Origin of the sequence: Streptomyces sp. NPDC005706, from assembly GCF_040631045.1 — a bacterium.
Taxonomy (GTDB): domain Bacteria; phylum Actinomycetota; class Actinomycetes; order Streptomycetales; family Streptomycetaceae; genus Streptomyces.
The window spans coordinates 19,318-39,480 of sequence record NZ_JBEXYS010000013.1 but is presented as its reverse complement, the minus strand read 5'-3'; the positions used below and the strand labels follow the sequence as shown (position 1 = coordinate 39,480).

The 20,163-nt window shown below is 72.5% G+C and carries 22 protein-coding genes; 9 read left to right on the top strand and 13 right to left on the bottom strand.

Annotated features, from left to right (window positions below; all coding sequences use genetic code 11):
- Positions 1-18: 18 nt before the first annotated feature.
- The 4 genes from ABZ478_RS21470 to rsmI form a co-directional block, all read right to left on the bottom strand.
- Positions 19-1,389 (bottom strand): ubiquitin-like domain-containing protein, encoded by a 1,371-nt coding sequence (locus ABZ478_RS21470; protein WP_359551778.1) that lies wholly within the window; start codon positions 1,387-1,389, stop codon positions 19-21.
- A gap of 132 nt (positions 1,390-1,521) precedes the next feature.
- Entirely contained in the window at positions 1,522-2,403 is an 882-nt protein-coding gene (locus ABZ478_RS21465; RefSeq protein WP_359551776.1) for a TatD family hydrolase, read from the bottom strand.
- A 48-nt stretch (positions 2,404-2,451) separates the two neighbouring features.
- Positions 2,452-2,850, bottom strand: a complete 399-nt coding sequence (locus ABZ478_RS21460; RefSeq protein WP_359551773.1) for a hypothetical protein — start codon at positions 2,848-2,850, stop codon at positions 2,452-2,454.
- 375 nt (positions 2,851-3,225) lie between these two features.
- Positions 3,226-4,077: a 16S rRNA (cytidine(1402)-2'-O)-methyltransferase gene (rsmI, locus tag ABZ478_RS21455; RefSeq protein WP_359551771.1), complete on the bottom strand. Its 852-nt coding sequence runs from the start codon at positions 4,075-4,077 to the stop codon at positions 3,226-3,228.
- A gap of 105 nt (positions 4,078-4,182) precedes the next feature.
- On the opposite strand from rsmI, the gene ABZ478_RS21450 reads away from it, so the two are divergent.
- On the top strand, positions 4,183-5,931 hold the full coding sequence (locus ABZ478_RS21450) for a phospholipid carrier-dependent glycosyltransferase (protein WP_359551768.1): 1,749 nt from the start codon (positions 4,183-4,185) through the stop codon (positions 5,929-5,931).
- A gap of 54 nt (positions 5,932-5,985) precedes the next feature.
- Here the strand turns inward: ABZ478_RS21450 and ABZ478_RS21445 are convergent, their stop codons facing one another.
- The 3 genes from ABZ478_RS21445 to ABZ478_RS21435 all read right to left on the bottom strand — a co-directional run bounded on the left by ABZ478_RS21445 (position 5,986) and on the right by ABZ478_RS21435 (position 7,961).
- Positions 5,986-7,083 (bottom strand): PP2C family protein-serine/threonine phosphatase, encoded by a 1,098-nt coding sequence (locus ABZ478_RS21445; protein ID WP_359552043.1) that lies wholly within the window; start codon positions 7,081-7,083, stop codon positions 5,986-5,988.
- Positions 7,084-7,311: 228 nt separating this feature from the next.
- Entirely contained in the window at positions 7,312-7,635 is a 324-nt protein-coding gene (locus ABZ478_RS21440) for a hypothetical protein (RefSeq protein ID WP_359551765.1), read from the bottom strand.
- Positions 7,635-7,961 carry a hypothetical protein gene (locus ABZ478_RS21435; RefSeq protein WP_359551763.1) on the bottom strand — a complete coding sequence of 109 codons (327 nt, stop codon included), beginning with the start codon at positions 7,959-7,961 and terminating at the stop codon, positions 7,635-7,637. Before ABZ478_RS21435 ends, ABZ478_RS21440 begins: the two co-directional genes overlap by 1 nt.
- A 183-nt stretch (positions 7,962-8,144) precedes the next feature.
- Between ABZ478_RS21435 and ABZ478_RS21430 the strand changes: the two genes are divergently transcribed.
- From ABZ478_RS21430 to ABZ478_RS21415, 4 genes are all read left to right on the top strand, one after another.
- On the top strand, positions 8,145-8,387 hold the full coding sequence (locus ABZ478_RS21430) for a winged helix-turn-helix domain-containing protein (RefSeq protein WP_359551760.1): 243 nt from the start codon (positions 8,145-8,147) through the stop codon (positions 8,385-8,387).
- A 60-nt stretch (positions 8,388-8,447) separates the two neighbouring features.
- Positions 8,448-8,981, top strand: a complete 534-nt coding sequence (gene cpt / locus ABZ478_RS21425) for a chloramphenicol phosphotransferase CPT (protein ID WP_359551759.1) — start codon at positions 8,448-8,450, stop codon at positions 8,979-8,981.
- A 162-nt stretch (positions 8,982-9,143) separates the two neighbouring features.
- Entirely contained in the window at positions 9,144-10,775 is a 1,632-nt protein-coding gene (locus ABZ478_RS21420; RefSeq protein WP_359551757.1) for a penicillin-binding transpeptidase domain-containing protein, read from the top strand.
- Between the two features lie 93 nt (positions 10,776-10,868).
- Positions 10,869-12,524, top strand: a complete 1,656-nt coding sequence (locus tag ABZ478_RS21415; protein ID WP_359551755.1) for a penicillin-binding transpeptidase domain-containing protein — start codon at positions 10,869-10,871, stop codon at positions 12,522-12,524.
- Between the two features lie 22 nt (positions 12,525-12,546).
- Here ABZ478_RS21415 and ABZ478_RS21410 read toward each other — a convergent pair whose 3' ends face one another.
- The gene (locus tag ABZ478_RS21410) at positions 12,547-12,885 is read right to left on the bottom strand and encodes an SsgA family sporulation/cell division regulator (RefSeq protein WP_359551753.1); all 339 of its coding nucleotides are present in this window, start codon (positions 12,883-12,885) and stop codon (positions 12,547-12,549) included.
- A gap of 148 nt (positions 12,886-13,033) precedes the next feature.
- Here ABZ478_RS21410 and ABZ478_RS21405 point away from each other — a divergent pair, with 148 nt between their 5' ends.
- From ABZ478_RS21405 to ABZ478_RS21390, 4 genes are all read left to right on the top strand, one after another.
- Positions 13,034-14,086 carry an energy-coupling factor ABC transporter permease gene (locus ABZ478_RS21405; protein ID WP_359551751.1) on the top strand — a complete coding sequence of 351 codons (1,053 nt, stop codon included), beginning with the start codon at positions 13,034-13,036 and terminating at the stop codon, positions 14,084-14,086.
- A gap of 1 nt (position 14,087) precedes the next feature.
- Positions 14,088-14,849 (top strand): cobalt ECF transporter T component CbiQ, encoded by a 762-nt coding sequence (gene cbiQ / locus ABZ478_RS21400; RefSeq protein WP_359551748.1) that lies wholly within the window; start codon positions 14,088-14,090, stop codon positions 14,847-14,849.
- Entirely contained in the window at positions 14,837-15,601 is a 765-nt protein-coding gene (locus ABZ478_RS21395; RefSeq protein WP_359551746.1) for an ABC transporter ATP-binding protein, read from the top strand. The genes cbiQ and ABZ478_RS21395 overlap by 13 nt, the downstream gene beginning before the upstream one ends.
- Positions 15,602-15,729: 128 nt before the next feature.
- Positions 15,730-16,899, top strand: a complete 1,170-nt coding sequence (locus tag ABZ478_RS21390; RefSeq protein ID WP_359551744.1) for a serine hydrolase domain-containing protein — start codon at positions 15,730-15,732, stop codon at positions 16,897-16,899.
- A 13-nt stretch (positions 16,900-16,912) separates the two neighbouring features.
- On the opposite strand, the gene ABZ478_RS21385 is transcribed toward ABZ478_RS21390, so the two are convergent.
- The 5 genes from ABZ478_RS21385 to ABZ478_RS21365 form a co-directional block, all read right to left on the bottom strand.
- Entirely contained in the window at positions 16,913-17,188 is a 276-nt protein-coding gene (locus ABZ478_RS21385) for a DUF1876 domain-containing protein (protein WP_359551741.1), read from the bottom strand.
- 63 nt (positions 17,189-17,251) lie between these two features.
- Complete coding sequence (locus ABZ478_RS21380; protein ID WP_359551739.1) at positions 17,252-17,677, bottom strand: PPOX class F420-dependent oxidoreductase; 426 nt, start codon at positions 17,675-17,677, stop codon at positions 17,252-17,254.
- A gap of 55 nt (positions 17,678-17,732) precedes the next feature.
- Entirely contained in the window at positions 17,733-18,635 is a 903-nt protein-coding gene (locus ABZ478_RS21375) for an NAD(P)-dependent oxidoreductase (protein ID WP_359551736.1), read from the bottom strand.
- Positions 18,636-18,744: 109 nt separating this feature from the next.
- Positions 18,745-19,590: a DMT family transporter gene (locus ABZ478_RS21370; protein WP_359551734.1), complete on the bottom strand. Its 846-nt coding sequence runs from the start codon at positions 19,588-19,590 to the stop codon at positions 18,745-18,747.
- On the bottom strand, positions 19,587-20,099 hold the full coding sequence (locus ABZ478_RS21365; RefSeq protein ID WP_359551731.1) for a YbaK/EbsC family protein: 513 nt from the start codon (positions 20,097-20,099) through the stop codon (positions 19,587-19,589). Before ABZ478_RS21365 ends, ABZ478_RS21370 begins: the two co-directional genes overlap by 4 nt.
- Positions 20,100-20,163: the final 64 nt, after the last annotated feature.

Below are 20,163 nucleotides of genomic sequence, written 5' to 3'. Positions count from 1 at the left end.
TCGCCCGGCTCCCCGTTCTCACCGGCGGTGCAGCCGTGGGCCGCAGTGCGGCCAGGGGCTGGCGCCGCGGCGCACGTACAGCTTCTTCGCGCGGTTCGTCTGCTCCGCCGCCGGCGCGTCCTGCGGGCGCCCGCTGCCGCCGAGGCTGCGCCAGGTGCTCGTGTCGAACTGGTAGAGCCCGCCGTACGTGCCCGAGGGGTCGACCGCGTTGGGCCGGCCGCCGGACTCGCAGGCGGCGAGGGCGCGCCAGTTCAGGCCGTCGCCGCCCCGGCCGGCGGCCGGGCGGGCCTTGGTGCCCACCTTCACCACCTGGGTGCGGGGCCGGCGCAGCACCTCCGAGGACTCCCGGCGCGCCTTCTCCCGCACGCCGTTGACGGTGCGCAGGTAGTAGGTGACCTGCCGCAGGCCCGGCCGCCCGGGCCGTTCGACGACCTCGGTGCCCTTGAAGAGGGAACGGTCCTTCACCCGCTTCACGTGGAACGGGATCCGCTCCTCGCGCACCTCGCGGAAGCCGTGCACCCGCAGCACGGTCACCGTCTGACCGTCGCGCGGGAAGCTGTCGGGCGGGACCGAGGTGGTGTCCTGGCCGCGCAGGACGATGCCGGCCTCCTCGACGGCCTCGCGGACGGTGGCCGCGTTGGTGCGGATGGTGCGGGAGCGGCCGTCCGCCATGACCGTGACGGCGCGCTCGGTGCGCACGTCCAGGTCGAGTCCGGCGCGTCCGATGCTCCGGGAGCGCGAGGACGACAGGTACGCGCCCTCGGCCCGCACCCCCAGTTCGCGCAGCGCCCCGTCCACGGTGGGGGACGTCGTCCACACCTGGCGCTCCTGGCCGTCCAGCCTGAGCCGTACCGGGCGCCCGTAGCGCACCGCGACCTCGTCGCCGCTGGCGAGTGAGGTGCCGGGGGCGGGCGCGATCATGTCGTGCCCGCCCACCCGCAGGCCCTCCTCGGCGAGCAGCCCGGAGACGTCGTCGGCGAAGGTGTGCAGGGTGCGCTGCCGGCCGTCGACGCTCAGCTCGACCGCCTTGTCCTCGGCGACGAAGGCGGTGGTGCCGCCGGCGAGGAACGCGACGACCAGTGCCTGCGGCAGCAGCCGGCGCACCGCGGAGTCCGAACGCTCACCGAAACGCCTCCGGCGCCGGCGGGCGGCCCGCCGGCCGCCCGTCGCGGGCGCCTCGGGCTCCCGGTGCGCCGCTTCGGCCTCGTCACTCACCGTCACGGACAGGGTCGGCGTCCGGGACGGCGGCGGCTCGCTGACGAAGTACGCCTCGGCCTCGTAGGCGGGCCGGTAGGTGTCCTTGTTCACGCCGGAGGGCAGCGTCTCCGCCGTGTGGACGGAGACGTCAGGGCCGTAGGGGCCGTACGTCTCGTGCTGCGATCTGCTCACGCCGACACGCTCCAGAGGGGCCAGAGGGGTCCGGTTCGGGCCCACAGAACCTAGCGGAGCGTTCGTCACTCTCCAAAGCGACGCGACTACGTAAAGTTGCACTTCCGAACGTACACGCGGTTGTCCGGGTGATCAGTATCCGAACGCGCGAGCGGTGTTCGCACCCAGGGCCGTGGCCATCGCGGCCTCGTCGATCCCGCGCACGGCGGCCATCGCGCGCACGGTGACGGGGACGAGATACGGGGCGTTGGGCCGGCCCCGGTACGGCGCCGGGGTCAGGAAGGGGGCGTCGGTCTCCACGAGGACCAGTTCCAGCGGGGCGACGGCGAGGGCGTCGCGCAGGTTCTGGGCGTTCTTGAAGGTGACGTTGCCGGCGAACGACATGAAGTAGCCCTCGCGGGCGCAGATCTCCGCCATCTCGGCGTCGCCGGAGTAGCAGTGGAAGACGGTGCGCTCGGGGGCGCCCTCCTCCCGCAGCACGCGCAGGACGTCGGCGTGGGCGTCCCGGTCGTGGATGACGAGGGCCTTGCCGTGCCGCTTGGCGATCTCGATGTGGGCGCGGAAGGACCGCTCCTGCGCCTCCTTGCCCTCCGGCCCGGTGCGGAAGTGGTCGAGCCCCGTCTCGCCGACGCCCTTGACCTGGGGCAGCGCCGCGAGCCGGTCGATCTCTACGAGCGCCTCGTCCAGCGCGGCGTCACCGCCCGGTTCGCGGGCGCCCTGCCGGGACCAGTCTCCCCCAGGATCGCCGTGGACGATGCGCGGGGCCTCGTTGGGGTGCAGCGCGACGGTGGCGTGGACGCCGTCGTGCGCCGCGGCGGTCTCCGCGGCCCACTGGGAGCCCTTGATGTCGCAGCCGACCTGGACGACCGTCGTCACACCCACCGACGCGGCCTTGGCGAGGCCCTCCTCGACCGTGCCCGACTGCATGTCGAGGTGGGTGTGGGAGTCGGCCACGGGCACCCGCAGCGGCGGCGGGAGCGGCGGAGCCGCGTTCTTGTCGGCGTTCGAAGGCATGCCCCGATCCTACGAAAGGGGCATGCCCGGGCGGCCGGCGCCGTCGGCTCAGCTCGCCCTGCGCTGGAAGGGGTGGAGGAGGTCGGACAGATGCCAGTGGTGCGGCTCGGCGGTCTGCCCCGGCACCTGGGGCGCCTCGACGGGACCCGCCGGGGGCACCCGGCGGGTCCCGGTCACGCCGCGCACCGAGGAGACCTGTCCGGCGCGCATGATCCGCACGACATGGCCGTCGCAGTTGTGGCAGGCGGGGCGGCTCAGCGGGGACGGCACGACCCGGCCCTCGGCCACGTACATCACGTACTCCTGGCCGTCACCGTCCAGGTGGTGCTCTATCTCGTACGACTGCTCCCAGCCGAACCCGCACCTCATACAGGCGAAGGCGTACGACTCGTGAACGACGGCGGTGGCGGTGCCGCGAAGGCCTGTCCGTCCTGCGATGTCACTCATGCCAGCTCCGGTTGTCCGCTGGACAAGCACCCCGGCGAGGGTTCCCCCTGCGATCCCGGGGTGCGGGACGGGTGCGTCCCTGCGACCAGTGGACGCCCTCACCGGCGCGAGCGCATCAGGCCTGTCGAGTGTTGGAGGCGTTTTGGACTCTCCTTGCCGAAACGGGCCCGGACGGGCACTTCGGGCTTTGCCTTGCGTGCCACCCCTTTGCCCCGCGTTGGGGCGCGCGCTCAGCGGAGAAGAGACCTGCTCAGAGCGCGAGTGCGCCCCGGTCCGACCGGTGGACGGACGGCTCTTCCCGCCGCCCCCCGCGAGCCGGGCCCGCCCCTCTTCACCTGGACGGCCCCGTCCTCACCTGGACGGCCCCGTCCTCCCCTAGACGGCCCCGCCCTTCTTCGCGGCGACCACCGCGTCGAACACCACCCTCTTGGGCAGCCCGGCCTCCACCGCCACCGCCGCGATCGCCTCCTTGCGCCGTTCCCCGGCCTCCTCACGGATGCGCACCCGCCGGACCAGCTCCCCGGCGTCGAGTTCCTCGGGGCCGGTCTCGGCGGCGCCCTCCACGACGACGGTGATCTCCCCGCGGACGCCTTCGGCGGCCCACTCGGCCAGCTCGGCGAGCGGGCCGCGCCGCACCTCCTCGTAGGTCTTGGTCAGCTCGCGGCAGACGGCGGCCCGCCGGTCCGCGCCGAACACCTCGGCCATCGCGGCGAGGGTGTCGTCGAGCCGGTGCGGGGCCTCGAAGTAGACGAGCGTGCGCCGCTCCCCGGCCACCTCGCGCAGCCGGGACAGCCGCTCGCCCGCCTTGCGCGGCAGGAAGCCCTCGAAGCAGAACCGGTCGACGGGCAGCCCGGACAGGGCGAGGGCGGTGAGCACGGCGGACGGCCCGGGCACGGCGGTGACCTTGATGTCCTCCTCCACCGCGGCGGCGACCAGCCGGTATCCCGGGTCGGAGACCGACGGCATGCCCGCGTCCGTCACCAGCAGCACGCGCGCGCCGCCGAGCAGTTCCTGGACCAGCTCGGGCGTGCGGGCGGACTCGTTGCCCTCGAAGTACGACACGACGCGGCCCTTGGGCGTGACACCCAGCGCCTGGGTGAGCCGGCGCAGCCGCCGGGTGTCCTCGGCGGCCACGAGGTCGGCGCCGGCCAGCTCCTCGGCCAGCCGGGGCGGCGCGTCCGCGATGTCGCCGATGGGGGTACCTGCGAGGACAAGGGTTCCAGTCACGCACCCATCCTCGCAGGGACCGCGGGGCGGCCGGGAAGGCGACCGTGTCCCGACCGGTACCGGCATGCACGGGACTCACACAGAACGTTTCCCTACGATGGCGCGGTGACCAGTACCGCGTCCTCCATGGACCTCCGGCCGGGCCAGGCACCGCACGACCAGCGGCCGACGTGGCAGCAGCGGCTGCGCCGATTCGGGTACGCGCCGGCGGGGGACGCGCCCGCGGGCGACGTGCGTGACCGGCTGGTTCCGCCGTACAACGAGCCGAGCCCGCGCCTGTGGCAGGTGCTGGGCGTGCCGCCGGTCCTGGCCGAGCGGCTCACCCGCTGGTCGGGCTGGGGCGGTCCGCTGCTGGTGACGCTGATGGCGGGCGTGATGCGGTTCTGGCACCTGGGCAGCCCGCGTGCGGTGATATTCGACGAGACGTACTACGCCAAGGACGCCTGGGCGCTCGTCCACCGCGGGTTCGAGGTCAACTGGGACAAGAACGCCAACGACGCGGTGCTGCAGACGCACGGGCACCTCGCGATCCCCACGGACGCGGCGTACGTCGTGCACCCGCCGGTCGGCAAGTACGTCATCGGCCTGGGCGAGCTGGTGTTCGGGTTCGACCCGTTCGGCTGGCGGTTCATGACGGCCCTGCTGGGGACGCTCTCCGTGCTGCTGCTGTGCCGGATCGGGCGCCGGATGTTCCGTTCGACGTTCCTCGGCTGCCTGGCGGGCGCGCTGATGGCGGTGGACGGCCTGCACTTCGTGATGAGCCGTACGTCACTGCTGGACGGCGTGCTGATGTTCTTCGTGGTGGCCGCGTTCGGCTGTCTGGTCGTCGACCGGGACAGATCCCGCGCGAGGCTGGCCGCCGCCCTCCCGGCCGACGCGGACGGCCGGGTCCGCCCGGACGCGGACGTGGCCGACACCCTCCGTCTCGGCTGGCGGCCCTGGCGCTGGGGCGCGGGGCTGATGCTGGGCCTGGCCATCGGCACGAAGTGGAACGGCCTGTACATCCTGGCCGCGTTCTGCGTGCTGGCGGTGCTGTGGGACGTCGGCGCCCGCAAGGTGGCCGGCGCCCACCACCCGTATCTGGCGGCGCTGAGGCACGACACGGGCATCACGTTCCTCGCGACGGTGCCGGTGGCGATCGGCGTCTACCTGCTCTCCTGGCTCGGCTGGATCCTCTCCCCGACCGACGGCACCGGCGGCTACTTCCGCAACTGGGCGGCGACCGACGGCAGGGGCGGCCACTGGACCTTCCTGCCGGACTGGCTACGCAGCCTGTGGCACTACGAGCACGAGGTCTACAAGTTCCACGTCGGCCTGTCGACGCCGCACACCTACCAGTCCAACCCGTGGAGCTGGCTGGTCCTGGGCCGCCCGGTCTCGTACTTCTACGAGTCGCCCTCCCCCGGCGCCGACGGCTGCCCGGCCGACGCGGGCGAGAAGTGCGCCCGCGAGGTACTCGCCATCGGCACGCCCGTCCTGTGGTGGGCGGGCATCGTCGCCCTCCTGTACGTCCTCTGGCGCTGGGCGTTCCGCCGCGACTGGCGGGCCGGCGCGATCGCCTGCGGCATCGCGGCCGGTTACCTGCCCTGGTTCATGTACCAGGAGCGGACGATCTTCCTCTTCTACGCGGTCGTCTTCCTCCCCTTCCTCTGCCTGGCCCTGGCCATGCTCATCGGCGCCGTCATCGGCCCCCCGGGCTCGACGGACACCCGCCGCCTGATCGGCGCCTCGTCGGCGGGCGTACTGGTGCTGCTGATCGCCTGGAACTTCATCTACTTCTGGCCGCTGTACACGGGGACGGCGATTCCGATCGACGACTGGAGATCGCGGATGTGGCTGGACACCTGGGTCTAGCTGGGCGTACGCGCCAGGACGGCCCGGCATTCTGCCGGGCCGTCCTGGTCGCCGTCACCCCGCGTCTGCCCCTTGGGAGGGTGTACGCGGCAGGCCGTTGAACCGGTCGGCGACGATCATCGCCACGTCGTCCGCCAGGTCTCCGCCGGTGTGGCGGGTCAACGCCTGGTGCAGTCGCTCCAGGAACTCCGGTGGGGTGGGGCCGGCGCCTATCCCCTCCATGGCCTCTGGCAGGGCGAAGAATTCGCCGTCGCGATCGCGCGCCTCGATCACACCGTCGGTGTACAACAACAGACGGTCCCCCGGGAGGAACGCATAGCTCTCAGGCTTCTCGGGGAGGCCGGTGATGAGGTCTTCGAGACCGAGCGGCGGCGTCTCCAAGCTCGGCGCCAGGGGTGCGGCCCTGCCCTGGTGCAGCAGCAGCGGTGGTGGATGCCCACGGTTGACCAGCTGCACCATGGGCTGGTCCGGCACCTGGGCGATGAGCGCCGTGGTGAACCCTTCCAGCAGAACCTCCGGCCCATACGCACCGGGCACGGAGATCTCCCGTCGCAGGGCAGCGGCGCAGCGGTTCATGACCTCCACCAGGTCCTCCTCATAGTGCACGGCTTCCCGGAACGCGCCCAGCGCCACCGCGACGGCTCGCACCGCGGACAGTCCCTTGCCCCGCACGTCCCCGACGATCATCCGAACTCCGTAGCGCGTCTGCACGGCCTCGTACAGATCACCGCCCACCCGTGCCCCGGTCCCGGCCGCGAGACACAGGCTGCCGGCCCGCAGCGGGCCCAGGCGCGCGGGCACGGCCCGCAGTACGACCTCCTGGGCCGCCACCGCGATACGGCGGACCTGGTCGAGCTCTCTCTGCCTGCGCTCCTGCATGGCGCGGCTGGTGATGAACCCGGCCACGGAGACCAAGGCCAGAGCCAGGAAGTTGCTGTAGACCTGCAGGGTGCCCCACGCCCCGTTGAAGGTCGCGGTGGTGACACTGATCGCCAGCGCGAGGGCCGCCGCCGCGGTGGTGCCCTTGGGCCCCAACGTCACTGCTGCCAGGGCGGGGACCGCGGTGAGAAAGGGGCCTGTGTAGATGAAGTGCGCAGGCGTGAGCTCGATGACCAGCACGGCCAGCGCGATCAAGAAGGGCACACACTGCATCAGCGTGAAGAGGGCCCGGTGATGACCGCCTGCTCCCGGCCACGCGAGTGAGCGCAAGAGCGACTTCATGCACCAAGCCTGCCTCGCTGGAAACCAGGGCTCCACCCGGCCGACGGCCCCTGGACGGCCCGGAAGCCGGCCGGGCCCATTCACAGACCGCGCAGTAGGTGGCGTTCGACCTGCGGGCACCTCCGGGGGCCGCGGCAGCATGCCGTGCCCCCCGGACCGTCACCGCGGCCCTCGCGTCTCCTCGGTGCCGGCGTCGTCCGTCGCGGGGAGGCGGCGGCCGCGGGACTCGGCTACGCGTAGCGCGTCGGCCAGGCATTCCGAGAGCCGGATCGCGGTGTAGCGGACCTCGACGTTCGGGGACAGGGGGTCGTCCAGGACCTTCCGGGCCGCTACGAGCACGTCCAGGCCATCGGCCAGCTGCAGATCCTCCGTCTCGTCGGCAAGCCGCGAGAGGTAACCGCCTTCACCGGCGGTGGCGAGGAAACAGGGCTTGCCCTCCGGTGACGACCAGGGGAGCAGCCTGAGCTTGGTGCGGGGGTCCATCAGGCCGCCGTCCTCTCCGCGCCGATCACATGCTGGTCGAGGTCGATGCCGAAGTCTGCGGCGAGGACGAGGGTGCGGCGGCGGTGCCGCCGGCGTGCCCTCTCCTGCTCGGGGGCCGTGAGATAGGGGCGGACGAGCCGGGACTCGGAGCCGTCCAGGGGGAGGTGGAGGCAGTACGGGGAACGGTGGATGGGGAGGCCGAGGGACTCGGTAGGGTGCCTGGCCGGGGAACGGTGAGGGCGGAGGCCGCCGGCTCGGTGGGCTCCGGTGCCCGGGCCGAGGAGAAGGGCCGGCCAATGGGCGAGGCGGCGGATAAGGTCGTGCATGTCGGCGCTCCTGAGTAAGCGTTGGCCACGCCCCGGGAGGTCTAGCCACCTCGCCGGGGTTCTGTCATTGCTGACGATAGCGGAACTGCGTCCCCCCGCACCCCACAACGTCCTACCGCGTTCCGACGCGGTGCGCAGCGTCCTACTACTGCGCGGCGCGTCGCAGTGCTCCCCCGTTGAGCCATGACTGAGCTGCCGCGCTACGAGTACGTGAAGCTTGCGGATGCCATCGCCGCCGAGATCGCCTCCGGCAAACTGCCGCAGGGCGCGGCGCTGCCCGGTGAGCGTGCGATGACCGAGCTGTACAGCGTGAGCATCGGCACCGTGCGGCGGGCCGTCGTCGAGCTGCGCAAGCGCGGCCTGGTCGCGACCCTGCCCGCGAAGGGGACGTACGTCATCGGGACCCCTGAGCCGACCACCGACTGAGAGCGCCATCGCCCCCGATATTCCGTTTCGGGCCCAGCCCCATCCCCCTACCGTGACCCCGTGACGACTCAAGTGATCGTGCTCAACGGTGGATCCAGTTCGGGGAAGTCCGGGATCGTCCGGTGTCTTCAGGCGGTGTTGCCCGGGGCGTGGCTGGCGTTCGGGACGGACACGTTCGTCGACGCGTTGCCGGCGGCCATGCGGGCCGGGGACGGGGGGATCGAGTTCGGGGCGGACGGTGAGGTGGTCGTCGGCGCGGAGTTCCGGGAACTGGAGGCCGCGTGGATCGACGGCGTCGCCGCGATGGTGCGGGCGGGGGCCCGGGTCGTCGTGGACGAGGTGTTCCTCGGCGGGGCGCGGTCCCAGGGCCGGTGGCGGAAGGCGCTGGACGGGCTCGGGGTGTTGTGGGTGGGGGTGCGGTGTGATGCCGCCGTCGCCGCGGGGCGTGAGGTCGCGCGGGGTGACCGGGTCACCGGAATGGCCGCTTCCCAGGCGGAGCTTGTGCATCAGGGGGTCGACTACGACCTCGAAGTGGACACCACGCACGCCGAGTCGATGGGGTGTGCACGGATCATTGCCGCACATGTCGGCTGATCGACCGGACAGAGACGTCTCTCTTCGGACAACAATCGGCAACACCGGCCACAACTGTCCCGCAACCGCTTACAGTTCCGCTGCGACCTGCTTTTGAACGCGTTCAGGAATGTCCCGGGCGCAGCAGGTCCCCACGGGGAGTACGGGGAGAGGGAGCGCCTGATGCGCAGCGGAGTGAAGGCCGGGGTCATAGGCGGCGTGTGCGCGGTGATGCTGGGCGGCGCCGGCTACGGCGCCTACAACATCCTGTCCGCGCTGAACGGCGACGGGGGGACGGGGGGCGCGGCCGCCGTCCGGACGGGGCCGCCCAGCCGGGACGAAGTGAAGGACACCACGGGGAGGTTCTTCGCCGCGTGGCAGAAGGGGGACGCCGCCGCGGCCGCTTCGTACACCAACTTTCCCGAGTCGGCGAGGGACTTGCTGACGGCGTACCGGAGCGACGCGCACCTCACCAAGGTGCACATCACGCCGGGCGCGGCCACCGGCACGACCGTACCCTTCACGGTCAGGACAACGGTGTCGTACGGAGGGAAGTCCCGGCAGCTCAGCTATGAGTCCACGCTGACCGTGGTGCGCGGCGAGACCTCGCACCGCGCCCTGGTCGACTGGCAGCCCTCCGTCGTGCACCCGCGGCTGCGCAAGGGCGACACCCTTGCGACCGGCGAGTCCGCGGCGCCCGAGATCGAGGCCGTGGACCGCGACGGGCAGGTGCTGTCGAAGGAGAAGTACCCCTCGCTCGGCCCGGTCCTGGACGAGCTGCGCAAGCGGTACGGCGACACGACGGACGGCAAGCCCGGCGTGGAGCTGGTCATTCGCCACCAGGGCGCCGGCGAGGAGAGCCCGGCCGACACCACCCTGCTCACCCTCGCCAAGGGCAGGCCGGGCAAGCTGCGCACCACGCTCAGCGCGAGCGCTCAGGCGGCCGCGGAGACGGCCGTGCGGAAGTACGCGGACGCGTCCGTCGTGGCCGTGAAGCCCAGCACCGGCGAGGTCCTGGCCGTCGCCAACCACCGGGAGGACGGCTTCGACGCGGCCCTGCTCGGCGAGCGCCCGCCCGGCTCCACCATGAAGATCGTCAGCGCGGCGACCCTCATCGACACCGGGCTGACCAGCGCGAACGGCAAGGCTCCCTGCCCGCCGACCGCCGTCTGGCAGAGCCAGACCTTCCACAACCTCAAGAACATGCCCCCGAACGAGAACGCCACCCTCTCGGAGAGCTTCGCCCGCTCCTGCAACACGGCGTTCGTGAAGTTCGCCGACGACCTCGGGGTCGACGCCCTCACCAAGGAGGCGCAGGACCGGTTCGGGATCGGGCGCAACGACTGGAAGATCGGCGTGCCGTCCTTCGACGGCCGGGTGCCCGCCTCCGGTGGACCGGACACGGCGGCCAATCTGATCGGCCAGGGCCAGGTGCAGATGAGCCCGCTGAACATGGCCTCCGTCACGGCGACCGCGATGACCGGCGCCTTCCGGCAGCCGGTGATCGTGCCGCTGGCCCTGGACCACCGCGAGCCGGCCCGCGCGCGCGGGCTGTCGCAGGGCACCGTCCAGCAGTTGCGCGCGATGATGAACCGCACCGCCACCAGCGGCACCGCCGCCACCGTCATGTCCGGGCTCGGCGGGAGCATCGGCGCGAAGACGGGTTCGGCCGAGTCCGACGGGCAGGCGAAGTCGGACAGTTGGTTCGCCGGGTACCGCAACGACATGGCCGCCGCCGCGATGGTCCAGGACGGCGGGCACGGCGTCGACGCGGCCGGGCCGATTGTCGCAGGCGTGCTACGGACCGCGGGCTGACGTCACCCACGCAGCCGGGGACTTTAGGCTGGTCGGCGTCGTTGGGGTGTGCGGGCCGTGAGAACGCTGGTAAGGCGCGGAGGAACTGAGGCTGTGGGCAAGAGAAGGCGCGTCGCCGAGCGGCGGAAGAACAGACCGGTGATGCTCGGCGGGATGATCGCCGTGGTCGTCGGCGGTGCCGGCCTCGGTGCCTACACGCTGTACGGCGGCGGGGCGGCGGCCGACGACCGGCCGTCCGGCCCGACCGTCAAGACGGGCCCGCTCAGCGCCGCCGAGGTGCGCACGGCCTCCACCCGCTTCCTCACCGCCTGGCAGCACGGCAGGGTGACCGAGGCGGCGGCCGCCACCGACGACCCGTCCGCCGCGGCGGAACTGCTCACCGGTGCCACCAAGGACGCGCACCTGAAGGACGTCACGCTCACCGCCGGCCGGGCCGCCGGCGCCAGGGTGCCGTTCTCCGTCAAGGCGACGGTGTCGTACAAGAGCACCGGCAAGCCGCTCGGCTACGACAGTTCGCTCACGGTCGTGCGGCGCAGGAGCGACGGCGCCCCGCTGGTCGGCTGGCACTCCTCGGTCGTCCACCCGGACCTGAAGGACGGCGACTCGCTCGTCACCGGCGAGTCCGGCACCCCGCCGGTGACGGCGCTGGACCGCGACGGCGAGAAGCTGACGGCCGCGAAGTACCCGTCGCTGGGCACCGTGCTGGACGGCCTGCGCGAGAAGTACGGCAAGACGGCGGGCGGCAAGGCGGGCGTGGAGCTGCGCGTGGTGCGCGGCAAGGCGTCCAAGGCGGCCAAGCTGTCCGACAAGACGCTGCTGGAGCTGAGCCAGGGCACGCCGGGGACCGTGCGCACGACGCTCAGCCCGGCCCTGCAGGCGACGGCCGAGCAGCAGGTCGGCAAGCGGGACCGCGCCTCGGTGGTGGTCGTACGGCCCTCGACCGGGGAGATCCTCGCGGTCGCCAACAGCGGGCACGGCTTCAACACCGCCTTCCAGGGCTCGCTGGCGCCCGGCTCCACGATGAAGGTCATCACCTCGTCGCTGCTGATCGACAAGGGCCTGGCGTCGGTGGACAAGAAGCACCCGTGCCCGAAGACGTTCACCTACGGCGGCTGGAAGTTCCACAACGACGACGACTTCACGATCAAGGACGGCACGTTCAAGGCGAGCTTCGCCCGCTCCTGCAACACCGCCTTCATCAGCCAGGCGAAGAAGCTGGAGAACGACGACCTGACCAAGCAGGCCCAGCAGGTCTTCGGCCTGTCCATGAACAACTGGGCGATCGGCGTGCCGACCTTCGACGGCGCGGTCCCGGTGCAGTCGGCGGCGCAGATGGCGGCGTCGCTGATCGGGCAGGGCGGGGTGCGCATGAACCCGCTGAACATGGCCTCGGTCGCCGCGACGGTGAGGTCGGGCACCTTCCACCAGCCCTATCTGGTCTCCCCCGACGTCGACCACCGCAAGCTGGCCACCGCGTCCCGCACCCTGTCGGGCGGCACGCTGTCGCAGCTGCGGGAGCTGATGCGGTACACGGCCGCCTACGGCACCGCCGCCGAGGCCATGTCCGGCCTCGGTCCGGACTACGGCGCGAAGACCGGTTCGGCGGAGGTCGACGGGCAGAAGAAGCCCAACGGCTGGTTCACCGCCTACCGGGGCGACCTCGCGGCCGCGGGCGTGGTCCAGGCGGGCGGTCACGGCGGTGACACGGCCGGGCCGATCGTCGCGACGCTGCTGAAGCAGGGGAGCTGACCGCCGCCGTCACCGGCTCGGCTCAGCTCACCACCGGTTCTGCCTTGTAGGTGCGGCGCAGGAAGCTGACCAGCGCCTTCGACTCGAACTGCACCACCGAGACACCGCCGTCGGAGTGGAACTCCACGACGGCCTGGACGCGTCCGCAGGGCCACACCCGGACGTCGCCGCTGGTGGCCGGGGCGGTCAGTCCCCGTTCGAGCAGGGCGCGGGAGCAGGTCCACTCATGCGCGCCGGGCAGGTCGATGTGCACCGATCGCGGATCGCTGTCGGGGTCGTAGCGCAATACGACGGGTACGGCCCCGGGATCCTCCTCGTCCGTGACGATATGGGCGCGTGCGTACTGTTCGACTACAGACATCGGGCCGCCCTTTCACGCTCAGTCACCTCAGCGAAAGCTGCGCATCCGCTTCTTCTCTAATGTCCCATATTTTCCGTTTTGCACCTCCGCGAGACGGAAACGACGTCTCTCTTGCAAACCCTTCGCAACAAGGCCCTAGACTCGTACGGTGCACGTACCTGACGGATTCATCAACGCCCCTGTCTCCGCCGTCACCGGGGTGGTCGCCGCCGGCGCCATCGCGGTGAGCCTGCGGGGCGCCCGCCGTGAACTCGACGAGCGCACCGCTCCGCTGGCCGGTCTGGTGGCCGCGTTCATCTTCGCCGTACAGATGCTCAACTTCCCCGTGGCGGCCGGAACAAGCGGCCATCTGCTGGGCGGTGCGCTCGCCGCGATACTCGTCGGCCCCTTCACGGGGGTGCTCTGCGTGTCGGTGGTGCTGCTCATGCAGGGTGTGCTGTTCGCCGACGGCGGGCTCACCGCGCTCGGGGTGAACATCACCGACATGGCGATCGTCACCACGGTCGTGTCCTACGCCGTCTTCCGCGGGCTGCTCGCCGTGCTGCCCCGCAAGCGGCGCTCGGTGACCGTCGCCTCCTTCGTCGCCGCGCTGGTCTCGGTGCCTGCCGCCGCCGTCGCCTTCACGCTCATGTACGCGGTCGGCGGCACCACCGACGTCTCCATCGGCAAGGTGGCGACCGCGATGATCGGTGTCCACGTGCTGATCGGCATCGGTGAGGCCGTGATCACCGCCCTCACCGTGGGCGCCGTGGTCGCCGTACGCCCGGACCTGGTGCACGGCGCGCGCGGGCTGCGGCAGCGTCTGCGGCTGCGGGTGAACGGCGAGCTGGTGGACGCCCCCGCGCCGGCCGCCCCCGTGGCGGCACGCACCTCCCGGCGCACCCTGTGGCTGACCGGTCTGGTCACCTCCCTGGTCCTCGCCGGGTTCGTGAGCTTCTACGCCTCCGCGAACCCCGACGGCCTGGAGAAGGTCGCGCACGACCAGGGCATCGACAAGAAGACCGGCAAGCACGCCTCGTCCGACTCCCCGCTCGCCGACTACGGCGTCGAGGACGTCTCCGACGCCCGGCTGTCCGGCGGTCTCGCGGGCGTGATCGGCGTCGGCGTCACCGTCGTCGCCGGCAGCACGGTGTTCTGGGCGGTGCGCAGGCGCCGCGACTCCGACGTCTCCCCCGCCTCCACCGCGAGCACGGGCGCCTGACGTGGGAGCGGGACACGCGCACCGGCTCTACCGGCACGGGCACTCGCCCGTGCACGCCCTGCCGCCGCACACCAAACTGGCGGCCGCCTTCGCGTTCGTGATCGTCGTGGTGTCGACCCCGCGGGAGGCGATGTGGGCGTTCGCGGTCTACGCCGTGCTGCTCGCCCTCGTCGCACGCCTGGCGCGCGTGCCGTCCGGTTTCCTGCTGAAGCGGCTGCTGATCGAGGTGCCGTTCGTGGCCTTCGCGGTGCTCATGCCGTTCGTGGCGGAGGGCGAGCGGGTGCAGGTGCTCGGCCTGTCGCTGAGCGTCAACGGGCTGTGGGGCGCCTGGAACGTGCTCGCCAAGGGCACCCTCGGCGTCGCCGCCTCCGTGCTGCTCGCCGCCACCACCGAGCTGCGCGAACTGCTCCTCGGACTGCAGCGGCTGAAGCTGCCGCCGCTGCTCGTGCAGATCGCCTCCTTCATGATCCGCTACGGCGACGTCATCACCGACGAGATGCGCCGGATGCGGATCGCCCGTGAGTCGCGCGGCTTCGAGGCGCGGGGCGTACGGCACTGGGGAGTGCTCGCCAAGTCGGCGGGCGCGCTGTTCATCCGCTCCTACGAGCGCGGGGAGCGGGTGCACCTGGCCATGGTCAGCCGGGGGTACGCCGGCTCGATGCCGGTCATCGACGAGGTGACCGCGTCCCGGGCCGAGTGGCGTCACGCCCTCACCCTCCCCTGCGCCGCCCTCGTCGTCTGTCTGCTGGGATGGGTCCTGTGACTGCACCTGCCTCTCTGGAGGTCTCCGGCCTCGCCTTCGCCTACCCCGACGGCCACCAGGCCCTGTTCGGCGTGGACTTCTCCATCGCGCGCGGCGAACGGGTCGCGCTGCTCGGCCCGAACGGCGCCGGCAAGACCACCCTCGTGCTGCATCTGAACGGCATCCTGGGCGGCGGCACCGGCACCGTGACCGTGGCCGGGATGCCGGTCGGCAAGCGGCACATGGCCGAGATCCGGCAGAAGGTCGGCATCGTCTTCCAGGACCCGGACGACCAGCTCTTCATGCCGACGGTGCGGGAGGACGTGGCGTTCGGCCCGGCGGCCGCCGGGATCAGGGGCGCCGCGCTGGAGGAGCGGGTGCGCACGTCCCTGGACCTGGTCGGGATGGGGGACTTCGCCGACCGGCCGCCGCACCACCTGTCGTTCGGGCAGCGCCGCCGGGTCGCGGTCGCGACCGTGCTCGCGATGGAGCCGGAGATCCTGGTCCTGGACGAGCCGTCGTCCAACCTGGATCCGGCCTCCCGCCGGGAACTCGCCGACATCCTGCGCTCGTTGGACGTCACCGTCCTGATGGTCACGCACGACCTGCCCTACGCCCTGGAGCTGTGCCCGCGCTCGCTGGTCCTCAGCGAGGGCGTCATCGCGGCGGACGGCCCGACCGGCGAACTGCTCTGCGACGACGCCCTGATGCGGGCGCACCGGCTGGAGCTGCCGTTCGGCTTCGACCCGAGGTCCGTGACAATGGGCGCGTGACCTCTCGGTACGGTCGGTCGGCGGCAACGTCGATGTAACGATTCCGCAGGGCCGGTCCCGCCGAGGAATCGCAGGCCCGCGGACCCCGTTGCACCCACTGTCGCAGGCGATCGGAAGGGACGGCGGACGTGGACGTGCACGGCATTGTGGCCGAGGGCTTCGAGCCGGTCAGGCAGGCGTTCGCCGCCAACTTCGAGCTGCTCGGGGAGCGGGGCGCGGCCGTCGCCGTGTACCGGGACGGCAAGAAGGTCGTCGACCTCTGGGGCGGCACCAGGGACGTGGACGGCACCGCCCCCTGGGTGCCCGGCACCGCGCAGATCGTGCGCTCGGCGACCAAGGGCGTCGCCGCCGCCGCGCTCCTGCTGCTGCACCAGCGCGGCGAGCTGGACCTGGACGCCCCGGTCGGCACGTACTGGCCGGAGTACAAGGAGGCCGGCAAGGAGCGCACCCTCGTCCGGCACCTGCTCGCGCACCGGGCCGGGGTGCCGGTGCTGGACCGCCCGCTGACCCCCGCGGAGGCGGCCGACCCCGACCTCGGCGCGGCGGCCGTCGCCGCCCAGGCCCCGGTCTGGGAGCCGGGCACCGACCACGGCTACCACGCACAGACCTACAGCTGGCTCACCGGCGAGCTGGTCCGGCGGATCACCGGGCGGCCGGTCGGCACCTGGATCGCGGAGGAGATCGCCGCGCCCACCGGCGCGGAACTGTGGCTCGGACTGCCGGAGGCGGAGCAGGCACGCGTGGGCCGGGTCGGTCCCGTGGACGCGCCGCGGGCGTCCGGCACCCTGCGGACCCGTCCCAAGCGGGCCGTGTCCGAGGCCTACGCCGACCCCGAGTCCCTCACCCGCCGCGCCTTCGCCGCGATCACCCCGCTGCCGGACGAGAACGCGCCCGCCTACCGCGCGGCGGCCCTGCCCGCCTCCAACGGCATCGCCACCGCCGACGGCCTGGCCCGCTTCTACGCCGCGCTCATCGGAGAGGTGGACGGCGGCACCCGGCTGTTCACCCCGGCGACCGTGGAACTCGCCCGCGCCGAGCGGTCGGCCGGACCGGACCGGGTCCTCGTGGTGGGCACCCGGTTCGGCCTCGGTCACATGCTGCACGGCAGCGCCTCGCCGCTGCTGTCGCCCGGCTCCTTCGGCCACCCGGGCCGCGGCGGTGCCCTCGCCTTCGCCGACCCGGAGACCGGCGTCGCCTTCGGCTACGTCACCAACGGCTTCCACAAGAGCGTGACGGCGGACCCGAGGGCGCAGGCGCTGGTCCGGGCGGTGCGCGCGGGGCTGGCGGCGCTCGGGTAAGCGGCCGCCCGCGTCACACGTGGATCGGGTGCGAGGTCCGCCCGGACTCCGCGTCGATCTCGCCGTGCGCCTTGGTCAGCAACTGCATCGCCAGTTCGTTCAAAGCGCGGGCGCCCGCGATCTCCTCGCCCACCCGGGGCTGGTTGGAGTCGACGTTGTGCCGGCTGGCGTGGCCGTGCGCCCGTACCTCGCTGCCGTCGGGCAGGCGTACCAGAGCGGCCGCCCGGGTGTGGGTGTCGTCCTCCTTGAACTCCAGCTCGATGTGCCATCCCACTGTGGTGTTCATCATGTCGGCCACCTCCGGAACCAGTGATTCCCGCTGGTTCCAGGGTGCTCTCACACGGGCGGAACGTCACGTGGAGGCCTGGTCGCTGTCCTTGAACTCGCCCCAGCCGTGCCAGCGCTCGACCTCGACGTACGCGCTGACCCGGGGCCGGGAACGCTCCGGGTAGGGCTTGCCGGTGTAGTGCTCGGACAGCCGGTCGATGTCGGCCAGGCCCTCGTCGTCCCGCAGTTCGGCGACCCGCCCGATCAGCGTGACGTGGCTGTACCAGTCGCCGTCGGCGAGGACGGTGAGGCTGATGTGCGGATCGCGGCGCAGGTGGCGCAGCCGGACCCGGCCCTCGTCCAGGTTGAGCAGCACCCGGCCGTCCTCCTGCCACAGGTACCAGGTGGCCGTGGTGACGGGCGCCCCGTCGGAGCGCACGGTGGCCATGACACAGGGGTTGGGGCGGCGCAGCAGTTCCTGGGCCTTGGGCGGCAGCGGGGGTTTCGACACGGTGCTCTCCTCGGTCTCGCTCGGTCTCGCTCGGTCCCGGTGCTGGATCCGGTTCTCAGCCCGCGGGCCTGTCGCCGGAGCTCTCGTCGAAGCTGGCGAAGTAGGCGGCGGCCATGTCCTCGTCGGCGTGGCCCTGGGCGGCGGCGCGGGCGAACCGCTCGGCGGTCGCGGCGGCGACGTCGAGCCGTACCCCGCCCTGCTCGCCGGCCTCGACGATGAGCCGGGCGTCCTTCTCCGCGGTGCCCACGGCGAAGGAGGCGGGCGTCAGCTTCCCGTCCAGCACCAGGCCGGACTTGGCACGCAGGTACCCCATGTCGAGCGGCCCGCCCTCGATCAGGGCGAAGAAGTCCTGCGGGTCCACGTCGAGCGCCTTGGCGAGGGCCAGCGCCTCGCCGGCCGCCGCGGTGACCGCGAGGACCCAGCTGTTGGCGACCAGCTTCAGTCGGCTGGCGCTGCCCGCGGCCCCGTCGTCGCCGGTCCACACGGTCCGGACGCCGACCGCGCCGAAGACGGGCGCGAGCGTCTCCCGGCCCTCCTCCGGCCCGGCGGCCAGCACGGTGAGCTGACCGGCCTCGGCGGGCTGGCGGGTGCCGAGGACGGGGGCGTCGTAGAACACCAGCCCGTGCTCCGCGGCGAATCCGGCCAGGTCGGCGACGAGTCCGGTGCCGGCGGTGGTGCACTGCGCCCATACGGCGCCTGAGCGCAGCGCCGGCGCCGCCTCGCGCATGACGTCCAGGGCGGTGTTGCCGTCGTAGAGCATGGTCAGGACGACGTCGGCGCCCTCGACGGCCTCGGCGGGCGTGCCGGTGACCCGGATCCCGTCGGAGGCCAGCGGCTCGGCCTTCTCCCTGGTGCGGTTCCAGGCCCGGACGCCGAGTCCGGCGCGGGCGATGTTGCGGGCCATCGCGGCACCCATGATGCCGGTGCCCAGAACGGCGACGGTCGGCTTGTCGGTCATGGACGGCTCCCTGTCGTGCGGTTCGTGTCCCCGGGGTTCTTGTCCTCGTGGTCCCACGTCATCTTCCACGGGTCACCACTTCGTGCCGTTCCTTTCCGCCCGGTCCGCCCTACCCGGCGTGCAGCATCAGTCCGATGCCGACGACCAGCAGGCCCGCCGCCGCGATCCGGGGCGCGCCGAACCGTTCCTTGAAGAACACCGCGCCGATGGCGGCGCCGACGATGATCGAGGACTCGCGCAGCGCCGCGATGGGCGCCAGCTCCGCCCGGGTCTGCGCCCACAGCACGAGGGCGTACGCGGACACGGACAGCGCGGCGCCGAACAGGCCGAGGGCCGCGTACGGGCGGAGCTGCCGGACGATGTCGCCCCGCACGCGCGCGTACATGTACGCCGGGATGGCGAGCCCCTGGACCGCCATCAGCCAGGCGATGTAGCCGAGGGGCGTCCCCGAGGCGCGGACGCCCAGGCCGTCGATCACCGTGTACGCGGCGATCGTCAGACCGGTCGCGAGGGCGGCGCCGATCGCGGCCCAGTTGGGCCGGTGCCCGCGCAGCCCCCACAGGCTGACGCCGGTGAGCCCGACGCAGGACACGGCGATCCCGGCCGCCGCCCACGGTCCGGGGACCTCGTGCGCGAACACCGCCGCCAGCACGGTCACCACGAGCGGTGCGGTGCCACGGGCGATCGGGTAGGCCTGGCCGAAGTCGCCGAGCCGGAAGGAGGTCATCAGCAGGGCGTAGTAGGCGATGTGCACGGCCGCCGAGAAGAGCAGGTACGGCCAGGCGGGCCCGGCCGGGAACGGCGCGAACAGCGCCATGACGATCCCGATCAGCAGGCCGCCGCCGGAGATCAGGGTGAACCCGACCAGCTTGTCGGTGATCCGGTGGGCGATGGCGTTCCAGCTCGCGTGCGTGACCGCGGCGCACAGCACCGCCGCGGTGACCAGGGGCGTCACGCGGTCCGCTCGCGCACGTCCACCAGGTCGGCGCCCGCGTGGGCGACGAGCGCCTTCGGCTCGATCGGGAAGACGGTGTGCGGATTCCCGGCCGCCGCCCACACCACGTCGTGCGTGAGCAGCGAGCGGTCGGCGAGGACCCGGGTCCGGGTGCGGTGCCCGAAGGGCGGCACGCCGCCGATGGCGTACCCGGTGGTCTCACGGACCAGGCCGACGCCTGCCCGGGTGACCTGCCGGGCCCCCAGTTCCTCGCGCACCCGTTCCAGGTCCACGCGCGAGGCCCCGTCCATCAGCACCAGGACCGGCACCCCGTCCGCGGCGAAGATCAGTGACTTGCAGATCTGGCTCAGCTCGCACCCGACCGCAGCGGCGGCCTCCGCGGCGGTACGGGTGCCCTCGGGGAAGCGGCGGGCACGGGCGAGCACCTCGTCGAGGCCGAGGGCGCGCAGGGCCTCGGCGAAACGGGGGTGAGCCCCGGATTCTCCGGCGTCAGTGGCGGCTGTCGTCATGACCGGCACGCTAGCGGTGCCTGTACGGGGCACGCGAACGGGTTACCGCCGGGCCGGTCGCCCG

Bases quoted from the DNA above. Each gene is read 5' to 3' on its own strand.
- ABZ478_RS21375 (WP_359551736.1), bottom strand. From the start codon at position 18,635: ATGACCGACAAGCCGACCGTCGCCGTTCTGGGCACCGGCATCATGGGT.
- ABZ478_RS21395 (WP_359551746.1), top strand. From the start codon at position 14,837: ATGGGTCCTGTGACTGCACCTGCCTCTCTGGAGGTCTCCGGCCTCGCC.
- ABZ478_RS21445 (WP_359552043.1), bottom strand. From the start codon at position 7,083: ATGCAGTGTGTGCCCTTCTTGATCGCGCTGGCCGTGCTGGTCATCGAG.
- ABZ478_RS21435 (WP_359551763.1), bottom strand. From the start codon at position 7,961: ATGCACGACCTTATCCGCCGCCTCGCCCATTGGCCGGCCCTTCTCCTC.
- ABZ478_RS21410 (WP_359551753.1), bottom strand. From the start codon at position 12,885: ATGTCTGTAGTCGAACAGTACGCACGCGCCCATATCGTCACGGACGAG.
- ABZ478_RS21420 (WP_359551757.1), top strand. From the start codon at position 9,144: ATGCGCAGCGGAGTGAAGGCCGGGGTCATAGGCGGCGTGTGCGCGGTG.
- ABZ478_RS21460 (WP_359551773.1), bottom strand. From the start codon at position 2,850: ATGAGTGACATCGCAGGACGGACAGGCCTTCGCGGCACCGCCACCGCC.
- ABZ478_RS21365 (WP_359551731.1), bottom strand. From the start codon at position 20,099: ATGACGACAGCCGCCACTGACGCCGGAGAATCCGGGGCTCACCCCCGT.
- ABZ478_RS21385 (WP_359551741.1), bottom strand. From the start codon at position 17,188: ATGATGAACACCACAGTGGGATGGCACATCGAGCTGGAGTTCAAGGAG.
- ABZ478_RS21440 (WP_359551765.1), bottom strand. From the start codon at position 7,635: ATGGACCCCCGCACCAAGCTCAGGCTGCTCCCCTGGTCGTCACCGGAG.
- ABZ478_RS21465 (WP_359551776.1), bottom strand. From the start codon at position 2,403: ATGCCTTCGAACGCCGACAAGAACGCGGCTCCGCCGCTCCCGCCGCCG.
- ABZ478_RS21430 (WP_359551760.1), top strand. From the start codon at position 8,145: ATGACTGAGCTGCCGCGCTACGAGTACGTGAAGCTTGCGGATGCCATC.